The organism is Streptomyces sp. NPDC005794, from assembly GCF_042871445.1.
Classification (GTDB): Bacteria; Actinomycetota; Actinomycetes; order Streptomycetales; family Streptomycetaceae; genus Streptomyces.
In genome coordinates this window covers 34,342-53,643 of the sequence record NZ_JBIAIN010000018.1, presented here as the reverse complement: position 1 = coordinate 53,643, position 19,302 = coordinate 34,342, and the positions used below count along the sequence as shown (strand labels likewise).

Sequence of the window (19,302 nt, the reverse complement as noted above, 5' to 3'; positions counted from 1 at the left end):
GGTGAGAGGAGGCGTCCATGGGATCGGTGCGCAAGGCGAGCGCCTGGCTGGGCCTCGTGGAGGACAACGACGAGCGGTACTACGACGACGAGTACTCCGAGGATGCTGAGACCGGCACTAATCAGCCATGGGTGACCGACCCCCGCGTGCAGGTCGCCTCCGAGAAGGCCGAGGACAAGGGCCGCCGGATCGCCACCGTCACCCCGGCCAGCTTCCGGGACGCGCGTGCGATCGGTGAGCTCTTCCGGGAGGGCGTCCCGGTGATCGTCAACCTCACCGCGATGGACCCCGGCGACGCCAAGCGCGTCGTGGACTTCGCCGCAGGACTGATCTTCGGCCTGCACGGCTCGATCGACCGCGTGGCGACCCGGGTCTTCCTGCTGTCGCCGGCCCACACCCGGGTGGTCAACGGCGAAGCCGCCGGCCGGCCCGCCGACGGCTTCTTCAACCAGAGCTGAGCGGGGCGCTCGCCGGAACGTCCTACCGGAAGGCATCCAGTCCGGTGAGCGCCTTGCCCAGCACCAGCTGGTGCATCTCCACGGTGCCCTCATAGGTGAGCACCGACTCCAGATTCGTCGCGTGCCGCATCACGGGGTATTCCAGCGAGATTCCGTTGGCGCCGAGAATCGTCCGCGCGGTGCGGCAGATCTCGATCGCCTCCCGCACATTGTTGAGCTTTCCGAAACTGACCTGCTCGGGGCGGATCCTGCCCGCGTCCATCCGGCGGCCCAGATGGTGGGCGAGCAGGACGCCCTTGTGGAGTTCCAGGGCCATGTCCGCGAGCTTGGCCTGGGTCAGCTGGAATCCGCCGATGGGCCTGCCGAACTGCTCGCGGGTCTTCGCGTAGTCCAGAGCCGCCTCGAAGCTCGCCCGCGCGGCACCCATGGCTCCCCAGACGATTCCGTAGCGGGCGTGGCTGAGGCAGCTGAGCGGGCCGCGCAGTCCGGTGGCCCCGGGCAGGACCGCGTCGGCGGGCAGCCGCACGCCGTCCAGGACCAGCTCGCTGGTGACCGAGGCGCGCAGAGACCACTTGTGCCTGATCTCGGGTGCGGAGAAGCCGGGACTGTCCGTCGGCACGACGAAGCCGCGGATCCCCGAGCCGCCGCCCGCCTGGTCGGTCTGCGCCCATACGACGGCGACCCCCGCGACCGACCCGTTGGTGATCCACATCTTGCGGCCGGTGAGGATCCAGTCCCCGCCGTCCCGCTCGGCGTACGTCCGCATCCCGGCCGGGTCCGAGCCGTGGTCCGGTTCGGTGAGGCCGAAACAGCCGATGGTCTCGCCGGCCGCCATGCCAGGGAGCCACCGCTGCTTCTGCTCCTCGGAGCCGAAGCGGTGGATGGCGTACATGGCGAGGGAGCCCTGCACGGAGACCAGGGAGCGGATGCCGGAGTCGGCGGCCTCCAGCTCCAGACAGGCCAGGCCGTACTGGACGGCGCTCGCCCCGGCACAGCCGTACCCCTGGAGGGACATGCCCAACGCGCCGAGCGAGCCGAGCTCGCGGGCCAGCTCGCGGATGCCGGGGAGCTCACCGTTCTCGTACCACTCGGCGATGTGCGGGAGGACCCGGTCGGTGGCCCAGCCACGCACGGTGTCACGGATCGCGAGGTCCTCGGGGCCGAGGAGGTCGTCGATGCCGAGTGGGTCGCCCGGATCGAACGGCGGGATCGCCGACGGCTTCGCGGACTCGGTGGTGGACATGGGTGCCTCCGGCGGCTCGCACGGTAGAGAAACGCGCCACGGTACTGAAACTAGCAGTGGTAGTTACGGCGCCGTGCCGACGGTACGGCTCAGCGTGCTGATCGTCCAGAGCCCGTGACCTCGGCGGGTGTGCGCCTGGCGGGGAGGGGAACCCGGTGTTCCGGGGCCGGGGACGGGCGAGGTCCGGAGGCGGCGGTGCCGGGCCCCGTGGCCTGCTCCGGCACGGCGGCCGACGGCTCCCGGCAGCCGGTCTTCGCCGGGGGACAGTCCATGACACGCGGCAGACGCAGCGCCGCCAGCGCCCCGAGCAGCAGCAGCCCCGCACTGACCAGCAGGGTGATGTGAAGACCGTCGACGAAGGCGTGCCGGGCCGTGTTCCGCAGGAGGTCGCCCAGGGGGCCGCCCAGCCGGTCGGCCACCTGGTAGGCCTCGCCCAGCGAATGCGAGGCGGCCGATCCGGCGGCGGCGGGCACGCCGTCCTCGTGGAGCCGGGAGAGTCCGGGAGCGTAGGCCGCGTTCATGACGCTGCCGAGCAGGGCGATCCCCATGCCCGCCCCCAACTGGTACGAGGTCTCACCGATCGCGGCCGCGCCGCCCGCCCGCTCGGCGGGGGCCTCGCTCAGCATGGACTCGTACGCCCCGAACAGCGTGGACTGCAGCCCGAACCCCAGCAGCACGAAGCCGACGGTGAGCAGCACCGGCCGGTCGTGCTGGCCCATCAGGGTCAGCAGGAGCACCGAGGCAGCCGTGAGCACGAAGCCCCAGCCGACCATCCGACGGGGACCGACGCGGCTCAGGGTGTACGAACCCGTGGCACCGGCCGCCATCGCGGCGAAGGTCAGCGGCAGCAGCCGCAGGCCGGTCTCCAGCGGACTCAGGTCCAGGACCAGCTGGAGGTACTGGACCGCGATGAGTTCCAGGCCGACCAGGGCCAGCATGGCGAGCACGATGCAGCCGACCGCGGTGGTGAAGGCGGGCCGGGAGAACATCTCGATGTCGATCAGGGGGTGCGTGCGCCGCTTCTGCCTGCGCACGAAGAGGACCACCAGCGCGGCCCCGGCGAGCAGCGGAACGAGGGTGGCGAGGTTCAACAGCCCCTCGCCGCCGCCGATCCGCTTGATCCCGAGGACGACGCCGAGCACACCGGCCGCTGCCATCAGCGCGCCGAGCACGTCCCAGGGGCCGTCGCTCTCGCCCCGGGACTCGGGAAGCAGCCAGCGCCCGACCGGGAGGAGCAGCGCCATGAGCGGGATGTTGATCAGGAAGACCGAACCCCACCAGTAGTGCTCGACGAGGAATCCGCCGATGACGGGCCCGGTCGCGGCGCCGACCGCGGCGACCGCCGTCCATATGCCGATGGCCATGGCCCGCTCGCGGCGGTCGGGGAAGACCTGGCGGAGTATCGACAGCGTGGCGGGCATGATCATCGCGCCGCCCACGCCGAGCAGGGCGCGCGCGGCGATCAGCACACCGGGCGAGCCGGCCGTCGCCGCGAGCGCGGAGGCGACCCCGAAGAGCGCGTAACCGAGGAGCAGGACGCGCCGTCTGCCGATCCGGTCGCCGAGCGTGCCGAAGAGGATCAGCAGCGAGGCGCAGATCAGCGGATAGGCGTCCACGATCCACAGCAGGCCGACGGCGCTGGGCCGCAGGTCCTCGGTGACGGCCGGGACGGCGACGTGGAGCACGGTCGCGTCGAGCGCGACGAGAAGCAGGCTGAGACAGAGGACGACCAGGACGACCCAGCGGTTGGCGCCGTCGGCTGCCGCGCGCAGCCTGCTCACGGCCGTGGACGTCCCAGTCATGTACGTACCTCCCACAATGAGTCCCTCGCGCTCGGCAGACCTGCTGGGGATCCGGCTCACGGCGTCCCCCGGGCCCGGCATCGACGGGCGAGTGAGCCGTCAGCGTACGCGAGTTCCAGGCGGCCACGCGTGGCGCATCTCATACGTTCACCGGCCACCGAGTGTGGCGTACACCACTTCACTGCCTGCACGCGGGGTGACGGCCGCCCCGCCACGCGGGTGCCATGGCGGAGCGGCCGCCCGTCGGCCGATGGCTCCCCCCGAATGGCCTCACGCCTACGCCGCGCACCCGTGCTGCTCCATTTCATCGACGCTCAAACATTTCTGCGAATAGCGCTCGAAACGAATAGCCGACGGGTGCAAACCATTCGCCACCGCACAGGGAATAGATACCTTCCTGAGACAAAGTCCACATCACATCGTCATCACAAAGACGCGAGATCGGCCGGATCCCACACTCACTCGCTGTAACGTCCATTGCGTGCGTACCGACATCTTTGCCCGTCTGGACCGGGAGCCGGAACCGCCGAAGATAGAGACCCCGCGGATGAGCCGTCACCGCATCGCTCTCTTCGGCGGGACTTTGGCGTTCTATCTCGCCATCGTCGTCGCGGTGCTGGTCTCGTCCTGGCTGGTGGCCCTCGACTGGAAGGTCATGCTGTTCCGGCCCTATCAGCAGTGGCCGGACCTCCACGCCTTCCTCGACTACTACGTCGTGCTCGGCCAGCGTGGTCCCACGGCCGTGATGGTCGCCTCCTGGCTCGGCTGGCGCTCGTGGCGCCAGCACACGCTGCGCCCGCTGCTCACACTGGGCGCCTCCCTGCTGCTGCTCAACCTGACGGTGGGCGCGGTCAAGCTCGGCCTCGGGCGGCTGGGCCCGCACTACGCCACCCAGATCGGCTCGGCGGAGCTCTACGCCGGCGGCGATATATTTCCTTCGGGACACACCGCCAACGCCGTGGTGACCTGGGGAATCCTCGCTTATCTGGCCACCACGCCGCGCGCCAGGCGCTATCTGTCGGCACTCTCCGCCTTCGTCTCCCTGGGCGTGGGTCTCACCACCGTCTACATCGGCACCCACTGGCTCAGCGACGTCCTGCTGGGCTGGGCGGCCGGCCTGCTGATCCTGCTGGCCCTGCCCTGGTTCGAGCCGCTGATCACGCGTGCCGAGACCCTGATCCTCTCGGTGCGCGAGCAATGGCGGGCCCGCCGCAGACTCAGGGCGTCCGCTCCGCCCGCTCCCGTGGAGCCGGAACCGGTCCTGCTGCCGCAGTCACTGAGCGGCGGAGCGGCCGCCGGAGGCGCCCAGGAGGCCGCGAGCAGGGCTCGGGAACCCGGTGCGGGAACCGCAGGCGGTCATCCGGGCGCGGCCGTCAGGGCCCGGGCGCACCCCGTGCGTTCGGAACGAACTCCGCTGACCCCGGCCGTCTCCCGTCGGCCACCGCACGCCGACCGCCTGCCTCGGAGCGGCGCGGGGCCGTCCCGTCCGGTGGCAGGCGGCCCGGTCGCCCCCTGACCCCCTGACCTGCGGGGACGGTACGCATCCCCCGCTCCCGCGCACGGCGAAGGCCCCGACTTCGGTCGGGGCCTTCGCTCGTCGGGGGCCGGGCTCAGCCGACCCAGCAGCGGGTCACGGTCGCGGCGTCCACCTCGAAGTTGATGCGTCCGCCTCGGAACTCCATGGTGATGACGGTGCCGGGCGCGAGAGCCCGGACCGTACTCCAGCCACGCGCTCTGGCCTGCCGTTCGGCAGCCTCGGCGTCGAGGCCGACGTATGAACCGGGGGTGTCGTCCGGCTGGGCGGGAGGGGTCGGTACAGATGCCATACCTCTCACCGTAGGCCGCTCGGCGCCGTGGCGGAAGCGGTGGCGATCACGGTCCCCGAGCATCCCCTTGTACCCCGGCGGTCACGCTTGTGTCACAGGATCCCCACGGGTGTTTACGCGGGACCACTTCACCCGAACAGCAGTCGGACGGCGCGTTCACCGGAATTACCCAGCGTCAGCTGAATATCCCTCGAAGGGCCACCGGAGGTAATTACCGGAGGCCGGAGGCTGTGCGCGGTCCTTTTATCCGAGTGCCTCGAAAAGAAGAATCCACGGGCAGGCCACCTGGAATTCACTCTCTCTTATGCGGGTCTTACTCACCCCGCTGCCGGCGGCGGATCCTCCACGAAGAGCTCCCGGCAGTCGAATCATCCGGAATGCAACGGTCCGGGATGCGGTGCCCGGGTGGCCGGCCCCGGGCACCCCGGCTCAGGCCTGCCGCCGGCGGAGCACCTCCGCCGCCTTGTGACGCAGCGCGTACGCGCCGTCCAGCACGCCACCCCTGGAGCGGTGGAACCCGCTGCGCAGCACGCCCTGAGATCTCCTCCCGGCACCCGCCGCGGCCAGCTCCGCGAAGAGCTTCTCGTGCCGCTCCGCGATCGGGGCCGGGTCGAACCGCGCGGCGGAGATCCGCGCGGCACGGCCCATCCGGTGCCGCAGGGCGTCGTCGTCGATCAGGCCGAGCAGGGCCTTGGCGAAGGCGCCGGTGTCCCCCGGCGGCACCAGCCGCCCGTCCGTGCCGTCGTCGATGATCTCGGCGGGCCCGTGGGGGCAGTCCGTCGCCACGACCGGCACGCCGCAGCGCATCGCCTCCACGATGGTCATGCCGAACGACTCACGCTCGGAGGTGACGGCGGCGATGGAGTTCTTGGGCCACTCCGCCTCCATCGGGTCGGCCGACCCCATGAGGAACACCCGCTCCCGGAGGCCGAGCTCGTCGACGAGCCCGCGCAGGGACTGCTGCTCGTTGCCGGACGCGTCACCGGCTCCGTAGATCCGCAGCCGCCACTCCGGGCGCACGGTCGCGATCTCGGCGAAGGCCCGGACGAGTACGTCGTAGCGCTTGACCCGGTGCAGCCGGCCCGCCGCCACGATCCACTTGGCGTCGCACCCGGCGGGCGGACCGGCGGGCTCGGGCACGCTGTTCGGGATGGCCTCGATCCGCACCCCGGGCAGCCGCAGTCCGGAGCGGTAGTCCCGGGCATCGGCCTCGGTGACGGTCGTGACGGCGTCGAGCAGCGCGTACCGGTGCCTTATCTCCCGGCGCAGCCGGTAGCTGTGGCTCTCCAGGGTGAGGTGCTCCTGGCCGACCCGCACCGGGCCGCGCCGCGCCTGCCGGCTGATGTGGACGTTGAGGCCGGGCCGCGTACCGACGACGACATCGGCCTCCAGCGCACCCAGATGGGCCGCGATGCGACTGTCGGTGAGCCCGCTGTACTGCCGGTGCCTGGTGTCGCCCCGCGGGAACACCGACGCGGGCCCGGCCTGGTCGGCGGCCGTCCCCTCGTATCCCGGGCTCGACTTACGCAGATCGACGAGGTGGCTCATCCGCACTCCCGCGGGTGCGCCGAGCTTCGGGTCGTCGAGGTGCCGGAAGACGGAGACGATCTCGACGTCGTGCTGCTCCGCCAGCGTCCGGGCGAGCGTGAAGGTGGTACGGATCGTTCCCCCGATGCCGTACGCGTTGTGCAGTAGAAATGAAATGTGCATTACGTAGTCGTTTCCCCTGTTCGACTGGTCTGCAACGGACCTTACGCGGCGTCAGGAGACACCACAGCATTCGCACAGAAATCGCACAGACCCGTGACGTCACGAACGCTTGAGCCTGTGTCAGGGGCCTTTGTGCGGAATGTTCGGCTCCGGATCACCTGTGAAATCTTCCGGTTCATCGGCCGGCCGCATCGGGCGGACATCCGGCGTCCAATCTCCTCGATTCACGCGTGACCCCGGCCCCGGGTCTTCCGTTGTCTCTTCATGAGCCGGGAACCTCCCGGCCCACGCACCGAGTCCGAGGAGCCACCCGTGCCGCGCATGCTCGACGTCAGCGAGGACGTACGCGCCGAGATCGGCGATGCCGAAGCCGACCGGCTGCTCGTCGGCGACAGTGCCCCAGGCAGTTACGACTGCACCTCATGCCGCACCCCCGGCGACTCCGACCAGGAACGCACCAGCACGGTGCTGTTCGTGGGCGACGAGACCGCCGTGCTCGCCTTCGCCCATGCGACCTGCATCCCCTCGCAGGTCGTCCAGATCGCGGAGGACCAGCTCCAGGGCGCCGTGCGGTCCATCACCGGCAGCGAGCCACAGAATCCGGAGGGCCTCATGCCCGAACAGGCCGTCCTCGGCATCACCAGCGGTCTCGTCCTGATCCAGGACGATCTCCGCCCGGCCCTGGTCGTCGAACCGACCGGGCCGATCGCCCGGCCCGGCACCGACGGCAGCGGCGGCGACCAGTTCCTCCAGCTCCTGCTGGAGCAGGGCTTCCTGCCCACGCCCCACCTGAACCGGCTGCCCGGTGTCCTCACCGGCTGGTCCGTCCTCCTCGCCATGGGCCAGCTGCACGCCGTGCTGCAGCCGGGCGCCGGCGGCGGCAGCCCGGTCGCCTGGTGGCAGGCCCACCAGCCGCTCCAGGTCACCGAGGGCTGGCGGACGGCCGCCAGCAAGTCGCAGAGCGTGCTGGTCTTCGCCGCGCCGGCCGGTTCCATCGGCCAGCAGCCACGCGAGGACCTGCTCCGCGACGCTCTGGACAAGGCCGCGGTCAACGGCCTCCTGGTCGCCGCGACGATGCCGCTCGCCGGGACCTGACCATGTCCGTGCGGCCGCCCTCCCGTGCCCTCCGAACAGCGTTTTCTCCGCCCGGCCCGCATCCGACGGGCGGTGAGGTCGTTGGCACCTACGTGCACTCATACGACCCTCCTCGCCATCAGCAGACCCCGATCCCGGCCATGCGCCCGTCGCGGGACCCCTCGGGCGGCAAGTCCCCCACCCCGATCTACGACGCCCTGTACTCCGAGTACAGGCGATCGTTCCGGACGCTTCCCGGGGACCGCACCGGTGAGGAGAATCTCGGCTTCAGAGCGTTCGGCATCGGGATGCTCGGCAGTCGTGCACCGCTGGGCGGCCGTCCGTCGGCGAACGTCCAGGGGAGCCACGGCACGGGCGGCGCCGGCAACCCAGGCTCCTGGCAGCGGATCGGCAGGCATGCCGGCCACGCCCGGCCCGCGGCGCTGCCGCCCGGGTCCACGGACGCCTGAGGGCATACGGCGAAGCCCCGGACCCCCCGCTTTCCTTGCGGGGGGTCCGGGGCTTCGCCGTACGCCTACGTCACTTCTTGCGGCCGCGCTTCTCGCGCACGCGGACGGAGATGTGGATCGGTGTGCCCTCGAAGCCGAACTCCTCACGCAGACGGCGCTCCACGAAACGGCGGTAGCCGTGCTCCAGGAAGCCGGAAGCGAAGAGGACGAACCGCGGCGGCTTGGTGCCCGCCTGGGTGCCGAAGAGGATGCGGGGCTGCTTGCCGCCGCGCACCGGGTGCGGGTGGGAGGCGACGATCTCACCGAGGAAGGCGTTCAGCCTGCCGGTGGGGATCCGGGTCTCCCAGCCGTCGATCGCGGTCTCGATCGCCGGGACCAGCTTCTCCATGTGCCGGCCGGTGACAGCCGAGACGTTGACCCGCGGGGCCCAGGCGATCTGGGCGAGCTCCGTCTCGATCTCGCGCTCGAGGTAGTAGCGGCGCTCCTCGTCGAGGGTGTCCCACTTGTTGAAGGCGACCACGATGGCGCGGCCGGCCTCGACCGCCATGGTGATGATGCGCTGGTCCTGCACGCTGATCGACTCGCTGGAGTCGATCAGGATGACGGCGACCTCCGCCTTCTCGACGGCGGCGGCGGTACGCAGTGAGGCGTAGTAGTCCGCGCCCTCCTGGAGGTGGACCTTGCGTCGGATGCCCGCCGTGTCGATGAACTTCCAGGTGGTCCCGCCGAGCTGGATCAGCTCGTCGACCGGGTCACGGGTGGTGCCCGCCAGAGCGTTGACGACGACGCGGTCCTCACCGGCGACCTTGTTCAGCAGGGAGGACTTGCCGACGTTGGGACGGCCGATGAGCGCGATGCGGCGCGGGCCGCCCAGCGCGGTGCCGAAGGTCTGGGCAGGTGCCTCGGGCAGGGCCTCCAGGACGGCGTCCAGCATGTCGCCGGTGCCGCGGCCGTGCAGGGAGGAGACCGGGTGCGGCTGGCCGAGGCCGAGCGACCAGAGCGCGGTGGCGTCGGCCTCACCGCTCTGCCCGTCGACCTTGTTGGCGCAGAGGACCACGGGCTTGCCGGCCCGGCGCAGCAGTTTGACGACGGCCTCGTCGGTGTCGGTGGCGCCGACGGTGGCGTCCACCACGAAGACGACGGCGTCGGCCGTCTCGATGGCGTACTCGGCCTGGGCGGCGACGGAGGCGTCGAGGCCCAGCACGTCCTGCTCCCAGCCGCCGGTGTCGACGACCTTGAAGCGGCGCCCGGCCCACTCGGCCTCGTAGCTCACGCGGTCACGGGTGACTCCGGGCTTGTCCTGGACGACGGCCTCACGGCGGCCGATGATCCGGTTCACCAGGGTCGACTTGCCGACGTTCGGGCGGCCGACGACGGCGAGCACGGGAAGCGGTCCGTGACCGGCCTCACCGATCGCGCCCTCGACCTCCTCGGGGTCGAACCCCTCCTGCGCGGCGAGCTCCATGAACTCCGCGTACTCGGCATCGCCAAGTGCTCCGTGCTCGTGGTCCGAGCCGTCGGAGTGAATCTGGTCGTTCATGAAGTCCGTTCCTCTTTGCATCATCATCGATGGGCCACGATCGCGCGGCCCACTACTCAAGTGTCACCCAGGCGTCCGGTGAGACGCCTGGCGTTTCCCAGGTGCGCGGTCAGCGCCGCCTGGATGCGCAGCGTCGCCTCGTCCAGCGCCTTCCTGGTCCGCCGCCCACTGCCGTCACCGGCCTGGAAGGCGTCGCCGAAGACGACGTCGACCCGGCTGCGCAGCGGTGGCAGTGCCGATATCAGCCGCCCACGGCCTTCCGTGCTTCCCAGGACAGCGACGGGAACGATCGGCGCCCCGCCGCGCACCGCGAAGTACGCGAGCCCCGCGCGCAGGGATGCGAAGTCGCCTTCGCCCCTGGTGCCCTCGGGGAAGATCCCGAGGACCCCGCCGTCGTCCAGCACGCCGAGTGCCTGCGTGATGGCGGTGCGGTCGACGGTCGTACGGTCCACCTTCAGCTGCCCGATTCCGCGCAGGAACGGGTCGAGGGGGCCGACGAACGCCTCCTTCTTGATCAGGAAGTGGACGGGCCGGGGCGCGGTGCCCATCAGCATCGGTCCGTCGAGATTGTGCGCGTGGTTCACCGCGAGTATGACGGGTCCCGCGGTGGGGACGCGCCACGCTCCGAGCACACGGGGCCTGAACAGGCCGTACATGAGCCCGATGCCGATCCCACGCCCGACGGCCGCTCCGCGCAGCGTCGGCGCGGCGGTGGCTTCGGTCACTTCGCGGCCTGCTTCTCCCCGACGAGGGTGACGACGCACTCGATGACCTGCGTGAGGCTCAGGTCGGTGGTGTCCACCTCGACGGCGTCGCCTGCCTTGGCCAGCGGCGAGGTCTTGCGGCCGGAGTCGGCTGCGTCCCGCTTGATCAGCGCCTCCTTGGTGGCGGCGAGGTCTGAGCCCTTGACCTCACCGCTGCGGCGGGCGGCGCGCGCCTCCGGGGAGGCGGTCAGGAAGATCTTGATGTCGGCGTCGGGCAGCACGGTGGTGCCGATGTCACGGCCCTCGACCACGATGCCCCGCTCGGCCTCCGTGGCGATCGAGCGCTGCAGCTCGGTGATCAGGGTGCGCACCTCCGGCACGGCGCTGACGGCGCTGACCTTGGAGGTGACCTCCTGGGTACGGATCGGGCCCGAGGCGTCCTCGCCGTCGACGGTGATCGTCGGGGCGGACGGGTCCGTGCCGGAGACGATGACCGGCTTGGCGGCGGCCATGGCGATCTCGGCCGGGTTCTGCACGTCGATGCCGTTGTTCAGCATCCACCACGTGATCGCCCGGTACTGGGCGCCGGTGTCCAGGTAGCTCAGGCCGAGCTGGGCGGCGACGGCCTTGGAGGTGCTCGACTTGCCTGTGCCGGAGGGGCCGTCTATGGCGACGATCACTGCGGCCGGGGCGGTCCGGGCGGCGGCGCTTACGGTTTCCACGGTGGTGGACACCTTCCTGGTACACGGGGGCGGGCGGAGCGGGGCAGGGCTGACCGGGGCGCCCTCCCCACAAGGTTACCGAGTGCGCGAAGCGGCTTTGTACCCCTGTCTCCGGGGCCCGTCCCCCGGGCCCGCTACGGGCGGATCGACCAGCCGCGTTCGCTGAGGGCCGCGCTCAGTGCGGGTGCGGCGCTCGGTTCGACCATCAGCTGGACCAGTCCGGCCTGCTGGCCGGTGGCGTGCTCGATGCGGACGTCCTCGATGTTGACGCCGGCCCGCCCCGCGTCGGCGAAGATCGCGGCCAGTTCGCCCGGCCGGTCGCTGATGAGGACGGCGACGATCTCGTACGACGCCGGGGCGGCCCCGTGCTTGCCGGGGACCCTGACCCGGCCCGCGTTGCCGCGGCGCAGGACGTCCTCGATGGCTTCGGTGCCCGTGCGGCGCTTGTCCTCGTCTGCGGACTGCAGGCCGCGCAGCGCCCGGACCGTCTCGTCCAGGTCGGCGGCGACGCCGGCCAGCACGTCGGCGACCGGGCCGGGGTTGGCGGAGAGGATCTCCACCCACATCCGGGGGTCGGACGCCGCGATGCGGGTGACGTCCCTGATGCCCTGGCCGCACAGGCGTACGGCCGTCTCGTCGGCCTCCTCCAGTCGGGCGGCGACCATCGAGGAGATCAGCTGCGGGGTGTGGGAGACCAGAGCGACGGCACGGTCGTGGGCGTCGGCGTCCATGACGACCGGGACGGCCCGGCAGAGCGCCACCAGCTCCAGGGCGAGGTTGAGGACCTCGGTGTCGGTCTCCCGGGTCGGGGTGAGGACCCAGGGGCGGCCTTCGAAGAGGTCGGCGGTGGCCGCGAGGGGCCCGGAGCGCTCCTTGCCGGCCATGGGGTGCGTACCGATGTACGGGGTGAGGTCGACTCCGAGCGCCTCCAGCTCGCGGCGCGGACCGCCCTTGACGCTGGCGACGTCGAGGTAGGCGCGGGCGATCCCGTCGCGCATGGCCGTGACGAGCACGGTGGCGGTGTGGGCGGGAGGTACGGCGATGACCGCCAGGTCGACGGGGCCCTCGGGGGCCTCGTCGGTGCCGGCGCCGAGCGCGGCGGCGGTCTGCGCCGAGGACGGGTCCCGGTCGACGAGGTGCACCTGGATGCCGCGCCCCGCCAGGGCGAGGGCGGCCGAGGTGCCGACCAGGCCGGTTCCGATGACGAGGGCTGTTCTCACTGGGCGATGTCCTTGCGGAGGGCGCCGGTGGCGCCGAGGTAGACGTGGCTGATCTCGGACCGGGAGAGATACGTCTCCACGTGGGCGAGGACACGGACCACGCGGGGCATGGCCCCGGTGATGTCGAGCTCCTGGGCACAGATCAGCGGTACGTCGACGATACCGAGGCCCCGGGCGGCGGCCGCCGGGAAATCGCTGTGCAGATCGGGGGTGGCGGTGAACCAGACGCTGATCAGGTCGTCGGCGGCCAGCTGATTGCGTTCCAGGACCGCGGTGAGGAGTTCACTCACCCGCTCGTCCATGTGCCCGGCTTCGTCCCGGTCCAGCTGGACGGCTCCACGGACTGCTCGTACCGCCACGTCGTACCCCTCGTCGCCTCGTGCTGCGTGCCCTTTCAGCCTAGAGGTGCGGCGGAGGAGCCGGTCACGGTGCTCTGTCCGTGAGACGCGGCGGCGGCGTGCACGGCGACGAGCATGCGCCAGATCCGTCCGGCGAGCTGCTCGGGTGAGGCGTCGATGCGGTCGTGCACCCAGTCGGCGACCACCCCGGTGAACAACCCGGCCACGGCGCTCGCGGTCAGGTCGTGGCCGTCGGCGGCGGGCCTGCGCCGGCTCAGCTCCTCACCGCTGCGCAGGCGGAGCTCCTGGTGCAGCAGTTCCCCGAAGGGGCCGCCACCGGGCCCGAGCAGGCTCCGGTAGACCGCGGCGCGGCTGCGGACCTCACCGAGCAGGGCGACGAGCTCCGCGGGCGGGGAGTCCGGACCGGGCGGCGTCCGGCCCCAGGCGTGCAGGGCGTCGACCGCGTCGCGTACGACTCCGGCGCAGGCGTCCACGGCGAGGGCGTGCAGGTCGTCGTAGTGCAGATAGAAGGTGGCGCGTCCCACGCCCGCCCGGCGCACCACCTCCGCGACGCCGACCCGTTCGAGCGGCTGCTCCTGGCAGGCCTCCAGCAGCGCCGCCCGGAGCCGGGCGCGGGTGCGCGCGGTCCGCGGGTCGTTGCTGCCGTCCGTCACCGCGGGTGTCACGCGCTCAGCCCGACGCCAGCACGAGGACGAGGGCGAGGGCGGCGGGCGCCGCCTGCGCGTACAGGATCTTGCGGCTGACGGTGGCCGCCCCGTACACCCCGGCGATGATCAGGCAGCTCAGGAAGAAGATCTGCGCCTGGTGGGCGACGGGGTCGCCGGCGATCAGGCTCCAGACCAGTCCGGCGGCCATGAAGCCGTTGTAGAGCCCCTGGTTGGCGGCGAGCGTGGCGCTCTGGGCCGAGAACTCGGCGGTGGTGGAGAACGCCTTGCGGCCCCGCGGGGTGTCCCAGAGGAACATCTCCAGGACCAGGAAATAGGTGTGGATCAGCGCGACGAGCGCGACCAGCACATGAGCGGCGGTCTGCATGACATGGCCTCCTGTGGCGATTTCCTGGACGACTGTACAGGAAATGCGGTCGGCAGCACGTCCCGGGCGCGGTTGCTTCGCCGGGGCGGCCGGCAACGCCACGATGCCTCTGGGCGACCACCACGCGAGGAGAGCCATGAACGCACGACGAAGGACGGTCATGACCGCGGGAGCCGCGGGTGCCGCGGCACTGGTGACCGGCTGCGGCTCGTCGGACGGGGGCGGGAGCGACGAGAGCTCCGCTCCCGCGTCGGCGGACGCCGAGCTGACCGGGACCGCCGACGTCCCGGCAGGCGGCGGCACGATCCTCGAGGACCGGAAGATCGTGGTGACCCAGCCGACCGAAGGCGAGTTCAAGGCCTTCTCCGCGGTATGCACCCACGCGGGCTGCGTCGTCTCCTCGGTCGGCGACGGCACCATCAACTGCGCGTGCCACGGCAGCCGGTTCAGCATCAAGGACGGGGCGGTCGAGCGGGGCCCGGCGACGCGCCCGCTGCCCGCCGAGAGGATCACCGTCGAAGGCGACAGCATCCGGCTCGCGTAGGGCGCGTACCCTCGCGCGCATGATCACCCCTCAAGGCGAGCGGCTGGTGCGGGAGCACACCGTCTACTCCTGCGTGATGGGCTCCCGCGCCTTCGGACTGGCCACCGACGGCAGCGACACGGACCGGCGCGGGGTGTTCCTCGCGCCCACCCCGCTGTTCTGGGGTTTCACGAAACCGCCGACCCATGTCGAAGGGCCGGCCGACGAGCAGTTCTCCTGGGAGCTGGAGCGCTTCTGCGAGCTTGCGCTGCGGGCGAACCCCAATGTGCTGGAGTGCCTGCACTCCCCGCTCGTGGAGCACGCCGACGCCACGGGACGCGAGCTCCTCGCCCTGCGCGGAGCCTTCCTGTCCCGGCAGGCGCACGGGACGTTCGTGCGCTATGCGCTGGGCCAGCGGCGGAAGCTGGAGGCCGACGTCCGTGCGCACGGCACGCCGCGCTGGAAGCACGCCATGCACCTGCTGCGGCTGCTGGCGTCCGGCCGGGACCTGCTGCGGACCGGCGAACTGCGGATCGAGGTCGGGAACGCGCGCGAGGAGCTGCTGGCCGTGAAGCGGGGCGAGGTCCCGTGGACCGAGGTGGAACGCCGGATGACGCGCCTGGCCGAGGAGAACGACGAGGCGGCCTCCCGCTCCCCGCTGCCACCGGAGCCCGACCGTGCACGCGTGGAGGCCTTCCTGATCCGGACCCGGCGTACGTCGGCGGGAGGCTGACCGACGAGCGAGCGAGCTCTCGACCTATTGACCATCGATAGAATTCGCTCGATAATCGATAGATGCATCCCCTCATCACCGCCGCGCTCCGCGCCGGCATCGCCATGGTCATCGCGTTCGGCCTCTTCGGCCAGGCCGTCATCATCCCGACGGCGGCGGCCGACGAGGTCGACCGCTTCCCCGGTTACGCCCCCCTCGCCACGCCCTACACGGTGCTGGCCGTCCTCGGGGTGGCCTGCGTCCAGGTCGCCCTCGTCGCCGTATGGAGGCTGCTCGGCATGGCCCAGCAGGGGGCGATCTTCGCGCCCCGCGCGTTCCGTTGGGTGGACGTCGTCATCGGCTCCTCGGCGGTGGCGACGGCACTGGCGATCGGGGCCGCCGCCCACCTGGCCGTGGCCGAGATCCCCTCGCCGGACGACGGGATGGACATCACGGGCGCCCTGGCGGCCGCGATCACGGCGGCCGGCATCGGAGCCGCCTTCGCCATGCTCACCGTGATCATGCGCAGTCTGCTGCGCAAGGCGACGGCGCTCCAGACGGAGATGGCCGAGGTCATCTGATGGCGATCGTCGTCGACATCGACCGTCGGCTCGCCGAACGCAACCTGTCGGTGGGCGAGTTCGCCGCCGCCATCGGTATCAGCCCTGCCAACGTCGCCGTACTCAAGAACGGCCGGGCGAAGGCGGTGCGGTTCACGACACTGGACGCCATCTGCCGCACGCTCGACTGTCAGCCCGGCGACGTACTGCGGTGGGTATCCGATACCCCCGAGAACGGCTGACACGTCAGGGCCCGCGCGTGTACCGGCGGACGACCGGCTCCAGGTAGTCCGCGTGCGGCCCCGCCAGGCCGGCCAGCTCCTCCGGGAGGCGCACCAGCGCGATGTCGTCGAGTTCGGGTTCACGGCCCCGGTCGAGCTCCGCTCGCGCCGCGGCGGCGAAGCCCTCGCGCAGCGCCGACTCCGGCAGGGCCGGAGCGAGGTAGGTCAGTCCGATGCTGCGGTGCTTCCCACGGGTGACGGCCCACAGCCGCAACGCCTCGGGGGCCGTGCCGATACCCATCTCCTCGGCCAGCTCGCGCGCCGCCTCGCCGCCCAGTGCGGCCTCGTCCAGAGCTCCGCCGTCCCGGGGCGGCTCCACCGAGCCTCCGGGCAGCTGCCAGCGGCCCGGAGAGGCGGTGGACGGCGACATCCTCGCCGTCACCACACGACCGTCGTCCGTCGGCTGGACCACGTTGACGAACAACGACGGCAACGCGGTGGCACCCGGGACGCGCCTCAGGGCGTAGTGCCGGTAGGTCACCCGCGCCCAGAAAAGGTGCAGGGCTCGCGGCCCGGCCCACTCCACTCCCGCACACGCCACGACCGGCCCGTCGAAGAGGGTCGGGTTGGCCCGGACCGCGAGGTCCCACACACGGTCCCTGGCCGATTCGTCCTCGGGTGACAGCGGGGGCGCTTCAGCCTCCTCCAGGTGAAGCCGTTCCACATCGAAGAGGTCAATACCCACGGGGGGCAGCGTCTCGGGCACCGGGTCATCGTAGACCGTTCCGGTCCTGGAGCGGCCGGCTACGAGGCGGTGTCCGCCGGGCGGCGGGCCAGCCAGAGCCGGCGTGTGGAGCGGACGACCAGGTCGTCGCGGCGGCGCACGTCCGCCGGGCCGCCGTCGAGCAGGGTGCCGAGCGCGGCGAGGTCCGCGGGGTCGACCCGGCCGTCGAGGGCGCCGCGGACGCGGTCCAGCACCAGGTGGGCGTACCGGCCGGTGGAGGCAGGCAGCGGGGGACGCAGCTCCAGCGGCTCCGTACGTTCCTGCTCGACGGTGAGACCGGCCGCGACCAGCAGGACGCCCCAGTCGGCGCCCAGGTGCGGCATCCGCTCGGCCTGGAGCGCGTCCAGTGCCTCGCGGCACCGTGCCTCCAGCCCGGGGCGGCCGGCCACGGCCTCGTCCGGGAGGAAGCGCGGCATCCCGTCCAGTTCGGCGACGGCCAGCAGCCCGCCCGGGCGCAGCGCCGCGTGGACCCCGGCGAGCGCGGCGGCCGGATCGTCCACGTGGTGCAGGGAGGCCGACGCCCAGACGAGGTCGGCGTCCGTGATGCCGGGGAGCCCGGCGCCCGCGTCCGCCTCCAGGGTGCGCACCCGGTCGCCCAGGCCCTTGGCGCGGGCGGATCCGGTGAGCCGGGCGAGCATCTCCGGGGAGCTGTCGACAGCTGTCACGCGAGCCCGGGGGAAGCGTTCCAGCAGGGCGAACGTGCCGGTCCCGGTGCCCGCTCCCAGGTCGACGACGTGGGTGACGCCGCCTCCGGCCGCACCGGCGACCCGGGCGGTCACCGAAGCGAGGTAGGGCGCGAACAGTTCGGCGTCGAGGTCGAGGACCTGGGCGGGGGCGTCCTGCTGGTCGGAGCCGCCGTGCTCATGGGTATGAGCGTGGGCGTGGTCGTGGGCGTGGGGTGCGGAAGGTGTCATGCGGCCGAGCCTACGAAGTTTTGCGCACAGCGCATACAGTCTTGCTCATGACGCAAGAAGGCAGTGACCTCGACGGCCTCGTACGCAAACGGATCCGGGCCCTGCGGGCCGCGCACGGCTGGTCACTCGACGACCTCGCCGCCCGTTGCCACCTCAGTCCCTCCTCCCTCAGCCGGATCGAGACCGGCCACCGCAGGATCGCGCTGGACCAGCTCACCGTGATCGCCCGGGCCCTCGGCACCTCGCTCGACCAGCTCGTCGAGACGGCCGCCGACGATGTCGTCACGAACCCCACGCACCACCCGGCCCGGGGCCTGACCCAGTGGGCACTGCGCGGTGACCCCGGCGTCACCGTGGCCCGGATCCGGCTGACCGGCCCCCCGGCCGAAGGTCCCACGGCGCTCAAGGCACACCCGGGCCGGGAGTGGTTCACGGTGCTGTCCGGTACGGCCCTGCTGGTGCTGGGGGAACGGCGGCTGCGGGTCGAGGAGGGTCAGGCGGCGGAGTTCACCACGATGCTCCCGCACGCGCTGGGCGCTGTCGGCGGCCCGGCCGAGGTCCTCGGGATCTTCGACCGCGACGGCCGCCGCTCCCACCTGCGCGAACGCGGGTGAGAGGGCGGCCGCCGGGCAGTCAGGACGCGACGGGCTCCCCCAGCCGCGCACGGACGACGAGATCGTGCAGGGCGTCGAAGCCAGAAGGTGCCTCGGCGAGCCGTGACGCGGCCTGCGCCTCGTCGAGCACCCCGTGCAGGGCTTCGACGTCCCGCGCGGCGGCCGCACGGCCGGCCGGGTCCGCCGCCCCGTGTTCGGCGTCCGCCTTCGCCTCGATCAGTGCGGGCAGGAACGCCGGGGCGGCTGTCACCTCGTCCAGCAGGGTCGGCAGATGCGCCACGAGGGTGCCGGTGCGCATCAGATGGATGCCGGTGAGCAGCGCGCGGAACGTGTAGAGCAGCGGCTTCAGTTCGCCGGTCCTCTCGAACAGCCGCCACTGCGTACCGGCGAATCCCCGGTAGTGGTGGGCATGGTTGCGGGTCACCACCGCCGGTGCCAGTCCCACGAGTTCCTCGTGGAGCGCCGTGGTGCGCACCACCAGCGGGGACAGCAGCTGCTCCAGCACATAGCCGTTGGGCTTCAGCATGAGCCGGACGAACTTACGGAGATCATGAGTGACGAGGTCCATCTCGACCCCGTCGTGGTCCCACATCCGTGACCGTGTCTCCTCCGGCTCACGGAGGCCGACGAGATCCTCCGCGGGCAGGACATGGACCCCCCGCAGGTCCACGTCCGAGTCCCGCGAGGGGAAGCCGTACAGGTGGGCGCCCGAAACCGTGGCGAACAGGAGAGGGCAGGGCTCCTCGGCGAGTACCACGGTGAGGTCCGTGACCGGCAGCCCGGCTCCTCGCAGGAGCGTCGTGTCGCTGTGCAT

The 19,302-nt window shown here is 71.7% G+C and carries 23 protein-coding genes; 9 read left to right on the top strand and 14 right to left on the bottom strand.

Annotation, left to right across the window (positions count from 1 at the left end; genetic code table 11):
* The first annotated feature begins 17 nt into the window (after window positions 1-17).
* Window positions 18-458 (top strand): cell division protein SepF, encoded by a 441-nt coding sequence (locus ACFYQ5_RS26520; RefSeq protein ID WP_389201052.1) that lies wholly within the window; start codon window positions 18-20, stop codon window positions 456-458.
* A gap of 22 nt (window positions 459-480) precedes the next feature.
* Here ACFYQ5_RS26520 and ACFYQ5_RS26515 read toward each other — a convergent pair whose 3' ends face one another.
* Window positions 481-1,701, bottom strand: coding sequence for an acyl-CoA dehydrogenase family protein (locus ACFYQ5_RS26515; RefSeq protein WP_389201050.1), 1,221 nt, complete (start codon window positions 1,699-1,701; stop codon window positions 481-483).
* Window positions 1,702-1,790: 89 nt separating this feature from the next.
* Window positions 1,791-3,503 (bottom strand): MFS transporter, encoded by a 1,713-nt coding sequence (locus ACFYQ5_RS26510; RefSeq protein WP_389201049.1) that lies wholly within the window; start codon window positions 3,501-3,503, stop codon window positions 1,791-1,793.
* Between the two features lie 481 nt (window positions 3,504-3,984).
* Here ACFYQ5_RS26510 and ACFYQ5_RS26505 point away from each other — a divergent pair, with 481 nt between their 5' ends.
* The gene (locus ACFYQ5_RS26505; protein WP_389201047.1) at window positions 3,985-5,019 is read left to right on the top strand and encodes a phosphatase PAP2 family protein; all 1,035 of its coding nucleotides are present in this window, start codon (window positions 3,985-3,987) and stop codon (window positions 5,017-5,019) included.
* 94 nt (window positions 5,020-5,113) lie between these two features.
* Here the strand turns inward: ACFYQ5_RS26505 and ACFYQ5_RS26500 are convergent, their stop codons facing one another.
* Entirely contained in the window at window positions 5,114-5,329 is a 216-nt protein-coding gene (locus ACFYQ5_RS26500; RefSeq protein WP_389201045.1) for an I78 family peptidase inhibitor, read from the bottom strand.
* A 429-nt stretch (window positions 5,330-5,758) separates the two neighbouring features.
* Entirely contained in the window at window positions 5,759-7,039 is a 1,281-nt protein-coding gene (locus ACFYQ5_RS26495) for a glycosyltransferase family 4 protein (protein ID WP_389201043.1), read from the bottom strand.
* A 312-nt stretch (window positions 7,040-7,351) separates the two neighbouring features.
* On the opposite strand from ACFYQ5_RS26495, the gene ACFYQ5_RS26490 reads away from it, so the two are divergent.
* Both ACFYQ5_RS26490 and ACFYQ5_RS26485 read left to right on the top strand, forming a co-directional pair.
* Window positions 7,352-8,134, top strand: a complete 783-nt coding sequence (locus ACFYQ5_RS26490; RefSeq protein ID WP_389201041.1) for a hypothetical protein — start codon at window positions 7,352-7,354, stop codon at window positions 8,132-8,134.
* A 140-nt stretch (window positions 8,135-8,274) separates the two neighbouring features.
* On the top strand, window positions 8,275-8,583 hold the full coding sequence (locus ACFYQ5_RS26485) for a hypothetical protein (RefSeq protein WP_389201038.1): 309 nt from the start codon (window positions 8,275-8,277) through the stop codon (window positions 8,581-8,583).
* A gap of 70 nt (window positions 8,584-8,653) precedes the next feature.
* Here the strand turns inward: ACFYQ5_RS26485 and der are convergent, their stop codons facing one another.
* The 7 genes from der to ACFYQ5_RS26450 form a co-directional block, all read right to left on the bottom strand.
* Window positions 8,654-10,123 carry a ribosome biogenesis GTPase Der gene (gene der, locus ACFYQ5_RS26480; protein WP_389201036.1) on the bottom strand — a complete coding sequence of 490 codons (1,470 nt, stop codon included), beginning with the start codon at window positions 10,121-10,123 and terminating at the stop codon, window positions 8,654-8,656.
* 56 nt (window positions 10,124-10,179) lie between these two features.
* Window positions 10,180-10,848 carry a lysophospholipid acyltransferase family protein gene (locus tag ACFYQ5_RS26475; RefSeq protein ID WP_389201034.1) on the bottom strand — a complete coding sequence of 223 codons (669 nt, stop codon included), beginning with the start codon at window positions 10,846-10,848 and terminating at the stop codon, window positions 10,180-10,182.
* A complete protein-coding gene (gene cmk, locus ACFYQ5_RS26470) occupies window positions 10,845-11,561 on the bottom strand; it encodes a (d)CMP kinase (protein WP_389201033.1) in 717 nt (238 codons plus the stop codon). Before cmk ends, ACFYQ5_RS26475 begins: the two co-directional genes overlap by 4 nt.
* Window positions 11,562-11,683: 122 nt before the next feature.
* Entirely contained in the window at window positions 11,684-12,769 is a 1,086-nt protein-coding gene (locus ACFYQ5_RS26465; RefSeq protein ID WP_389201032.1) for a prephenate dehydrogenase, read from the bottom strand.
* Window positions 12,766-13,128, bottom strand: a complete 363-nt coding sequence (gene aroH, locus ACFYQ5_RS26460) for a chorismate mutase (protein ID WP_389201030.1) — start codon at window positions 13,126-13,128, stop codon at window positions 12,766-12,768. The genes ACFYQ5_RS26465 and aroH overlap by 4 nt, the downstream gene beginning before the upstream one ends.
* A gap of 35 nt (window positions 13,129-13,163) precedes the next feature.
* Window positions 13,164-13,793: a TetR/AcrR family transcriptional regulator gene (locus ACFYQ5_RS26455; RefSeq protein ID WP_389201028.1), complete on the bottom strand. Its 630-nt coding sequence runs from the start codon at window positions 13,791-13,793 to the stop codon at window positions 13,164-13,166.
* Window positions 13,794-13,797: 4 nt separating this feature from the next.
* Window positions 13,798-14,160: a DUF1304 domain-containing protein gene (locus tag ACFYQ5_RS26450; protein ID WP_389201027.1), complete on the bottom strand. Its 363-nt coding sequence runs from the start codon at window positions 14,158-14,160 to the stop codon at window positions 13,798-13,800.
* Between the two features lie 136 nt (window positions 14,161-14,296).
* Here ACFYQ5_RS26450 and ACFYQ5_RS26445 point away from each other — a divergent pair, with 136 nt between their 5' ends.
* From ACFYQ5_RS26445 to ACFYQ5_RS26430, 4 genes are all read left to right on the top strand, one after another.
* Window positions 14,297-14,704 (top strand): Rieske (2Fe-2S) protein, encoded by a 408-nt coding sequence (locus tag ACFYQ5_RS26445; RefSeq protein ID WP_389201026.1) that lies wholly within the window; start codon window positions 14,297-14,299, stop codon window positions 14,702-14,704.
* 19 nt (window positions 14,705-14,723) lie between these two features.
* A complete protein-coding gene (locus ACFYQ5_RS26440) occupies window positions 14,724-15,416 on the top strand; it encodes a DNA polymerase beta superfamily protein (RefSeq protein WP_389201023.1) in 693 nt (230 codons plus the stop codon).
* A gap of 62 nt (window positions 15,417-15,478) precedes the next feature.
* Complete coding sequence (locus ACFYQ5_RS26435) at window positions 15,479-15,976, top strand: DUF2975 domain-containing protein (RefSeq protein WP_389201022.1); 498 nt, start codon at window positions 15,479-15,481, stop codon at window positions 15,974-15,976.
* Window positions 15,976-16,197, top strand: coding sequence for a helix-turn-helix domain-containing protein (locus tag ACFYQ5_RS26430; RefSeq protein ID WP_389201020.1), 222 nt, complete (start codon window positions 15,976-15,978; stop codon window positions 16,195-16,197). Before ACFYQ5_RS26435 ends, ACFYQ5_RS26430 begins: the two co-directional genes overlap by 1 nt.
* 4 nt (window positions 16,198-16,201) lie before the next feature.
* Here the strand turns inward: ACFYQ5_RS26430 and ACFYQ5_RS26425 are convergent, their stop codons facing one another.
* Window positions 16,202-16,921 carry an NUDIX hydrolase gene (locus ACFYQ5_RS26425; RefSeq protein ID WP_389201019.1) on the bottom strand — a complete coding sequence of 240 codons (720 nt, stop codon included), beginning with the start codon at window positions 16,919-16,921 and terminating at the stop codon, window positions 16,202-16,204.
* 59 nt (window positions 16,922-16,980) lie between these two features.
* A complete protein-coding gene (locus tag ACFYQ5_RS26420) occupies window positions 16,981-17,874 on the bottom strand; it encodes a class I SAM-dependent methyltransferase (RefSeq protein WP_389201017.1) in 894 nt (297 codons plus the stop codon).
* Between the two features lie 47 nt (window positions 17,875-17,921).
* Here ACFYQ5_RS26420 and ACFYQ5_RS26415 point away from each other — a divergent pair, with 47 nt between their 5' ends.
* A complete protein-coding gene (locus ACFYQ5_RS26415) occupies window positions 17,922-18,488 on the top strand; it encodes a helix-turn-helix domain-containing protein (protein WP_389201015.1) in 567 nt (188 codons plus the stop codon).
* 19 nt (window positions 18,489-18,507) lie between these two features.
* On the opposite strand, the gene ACFYQ5_RS26410 is transcribed toward ACFYQ5_RS26415, so the two are convergent.
* Window positions 18,508-19,302, bottom strand: coding sequence for a DNA polymerase beta superfamily protein (locus tag ACFYQ5_RS26410; RefSeq protein WP_389201014.1), 795 nt, complete (start codon window positions 19,300-19,302; stop codon window positions 18,508-18,510).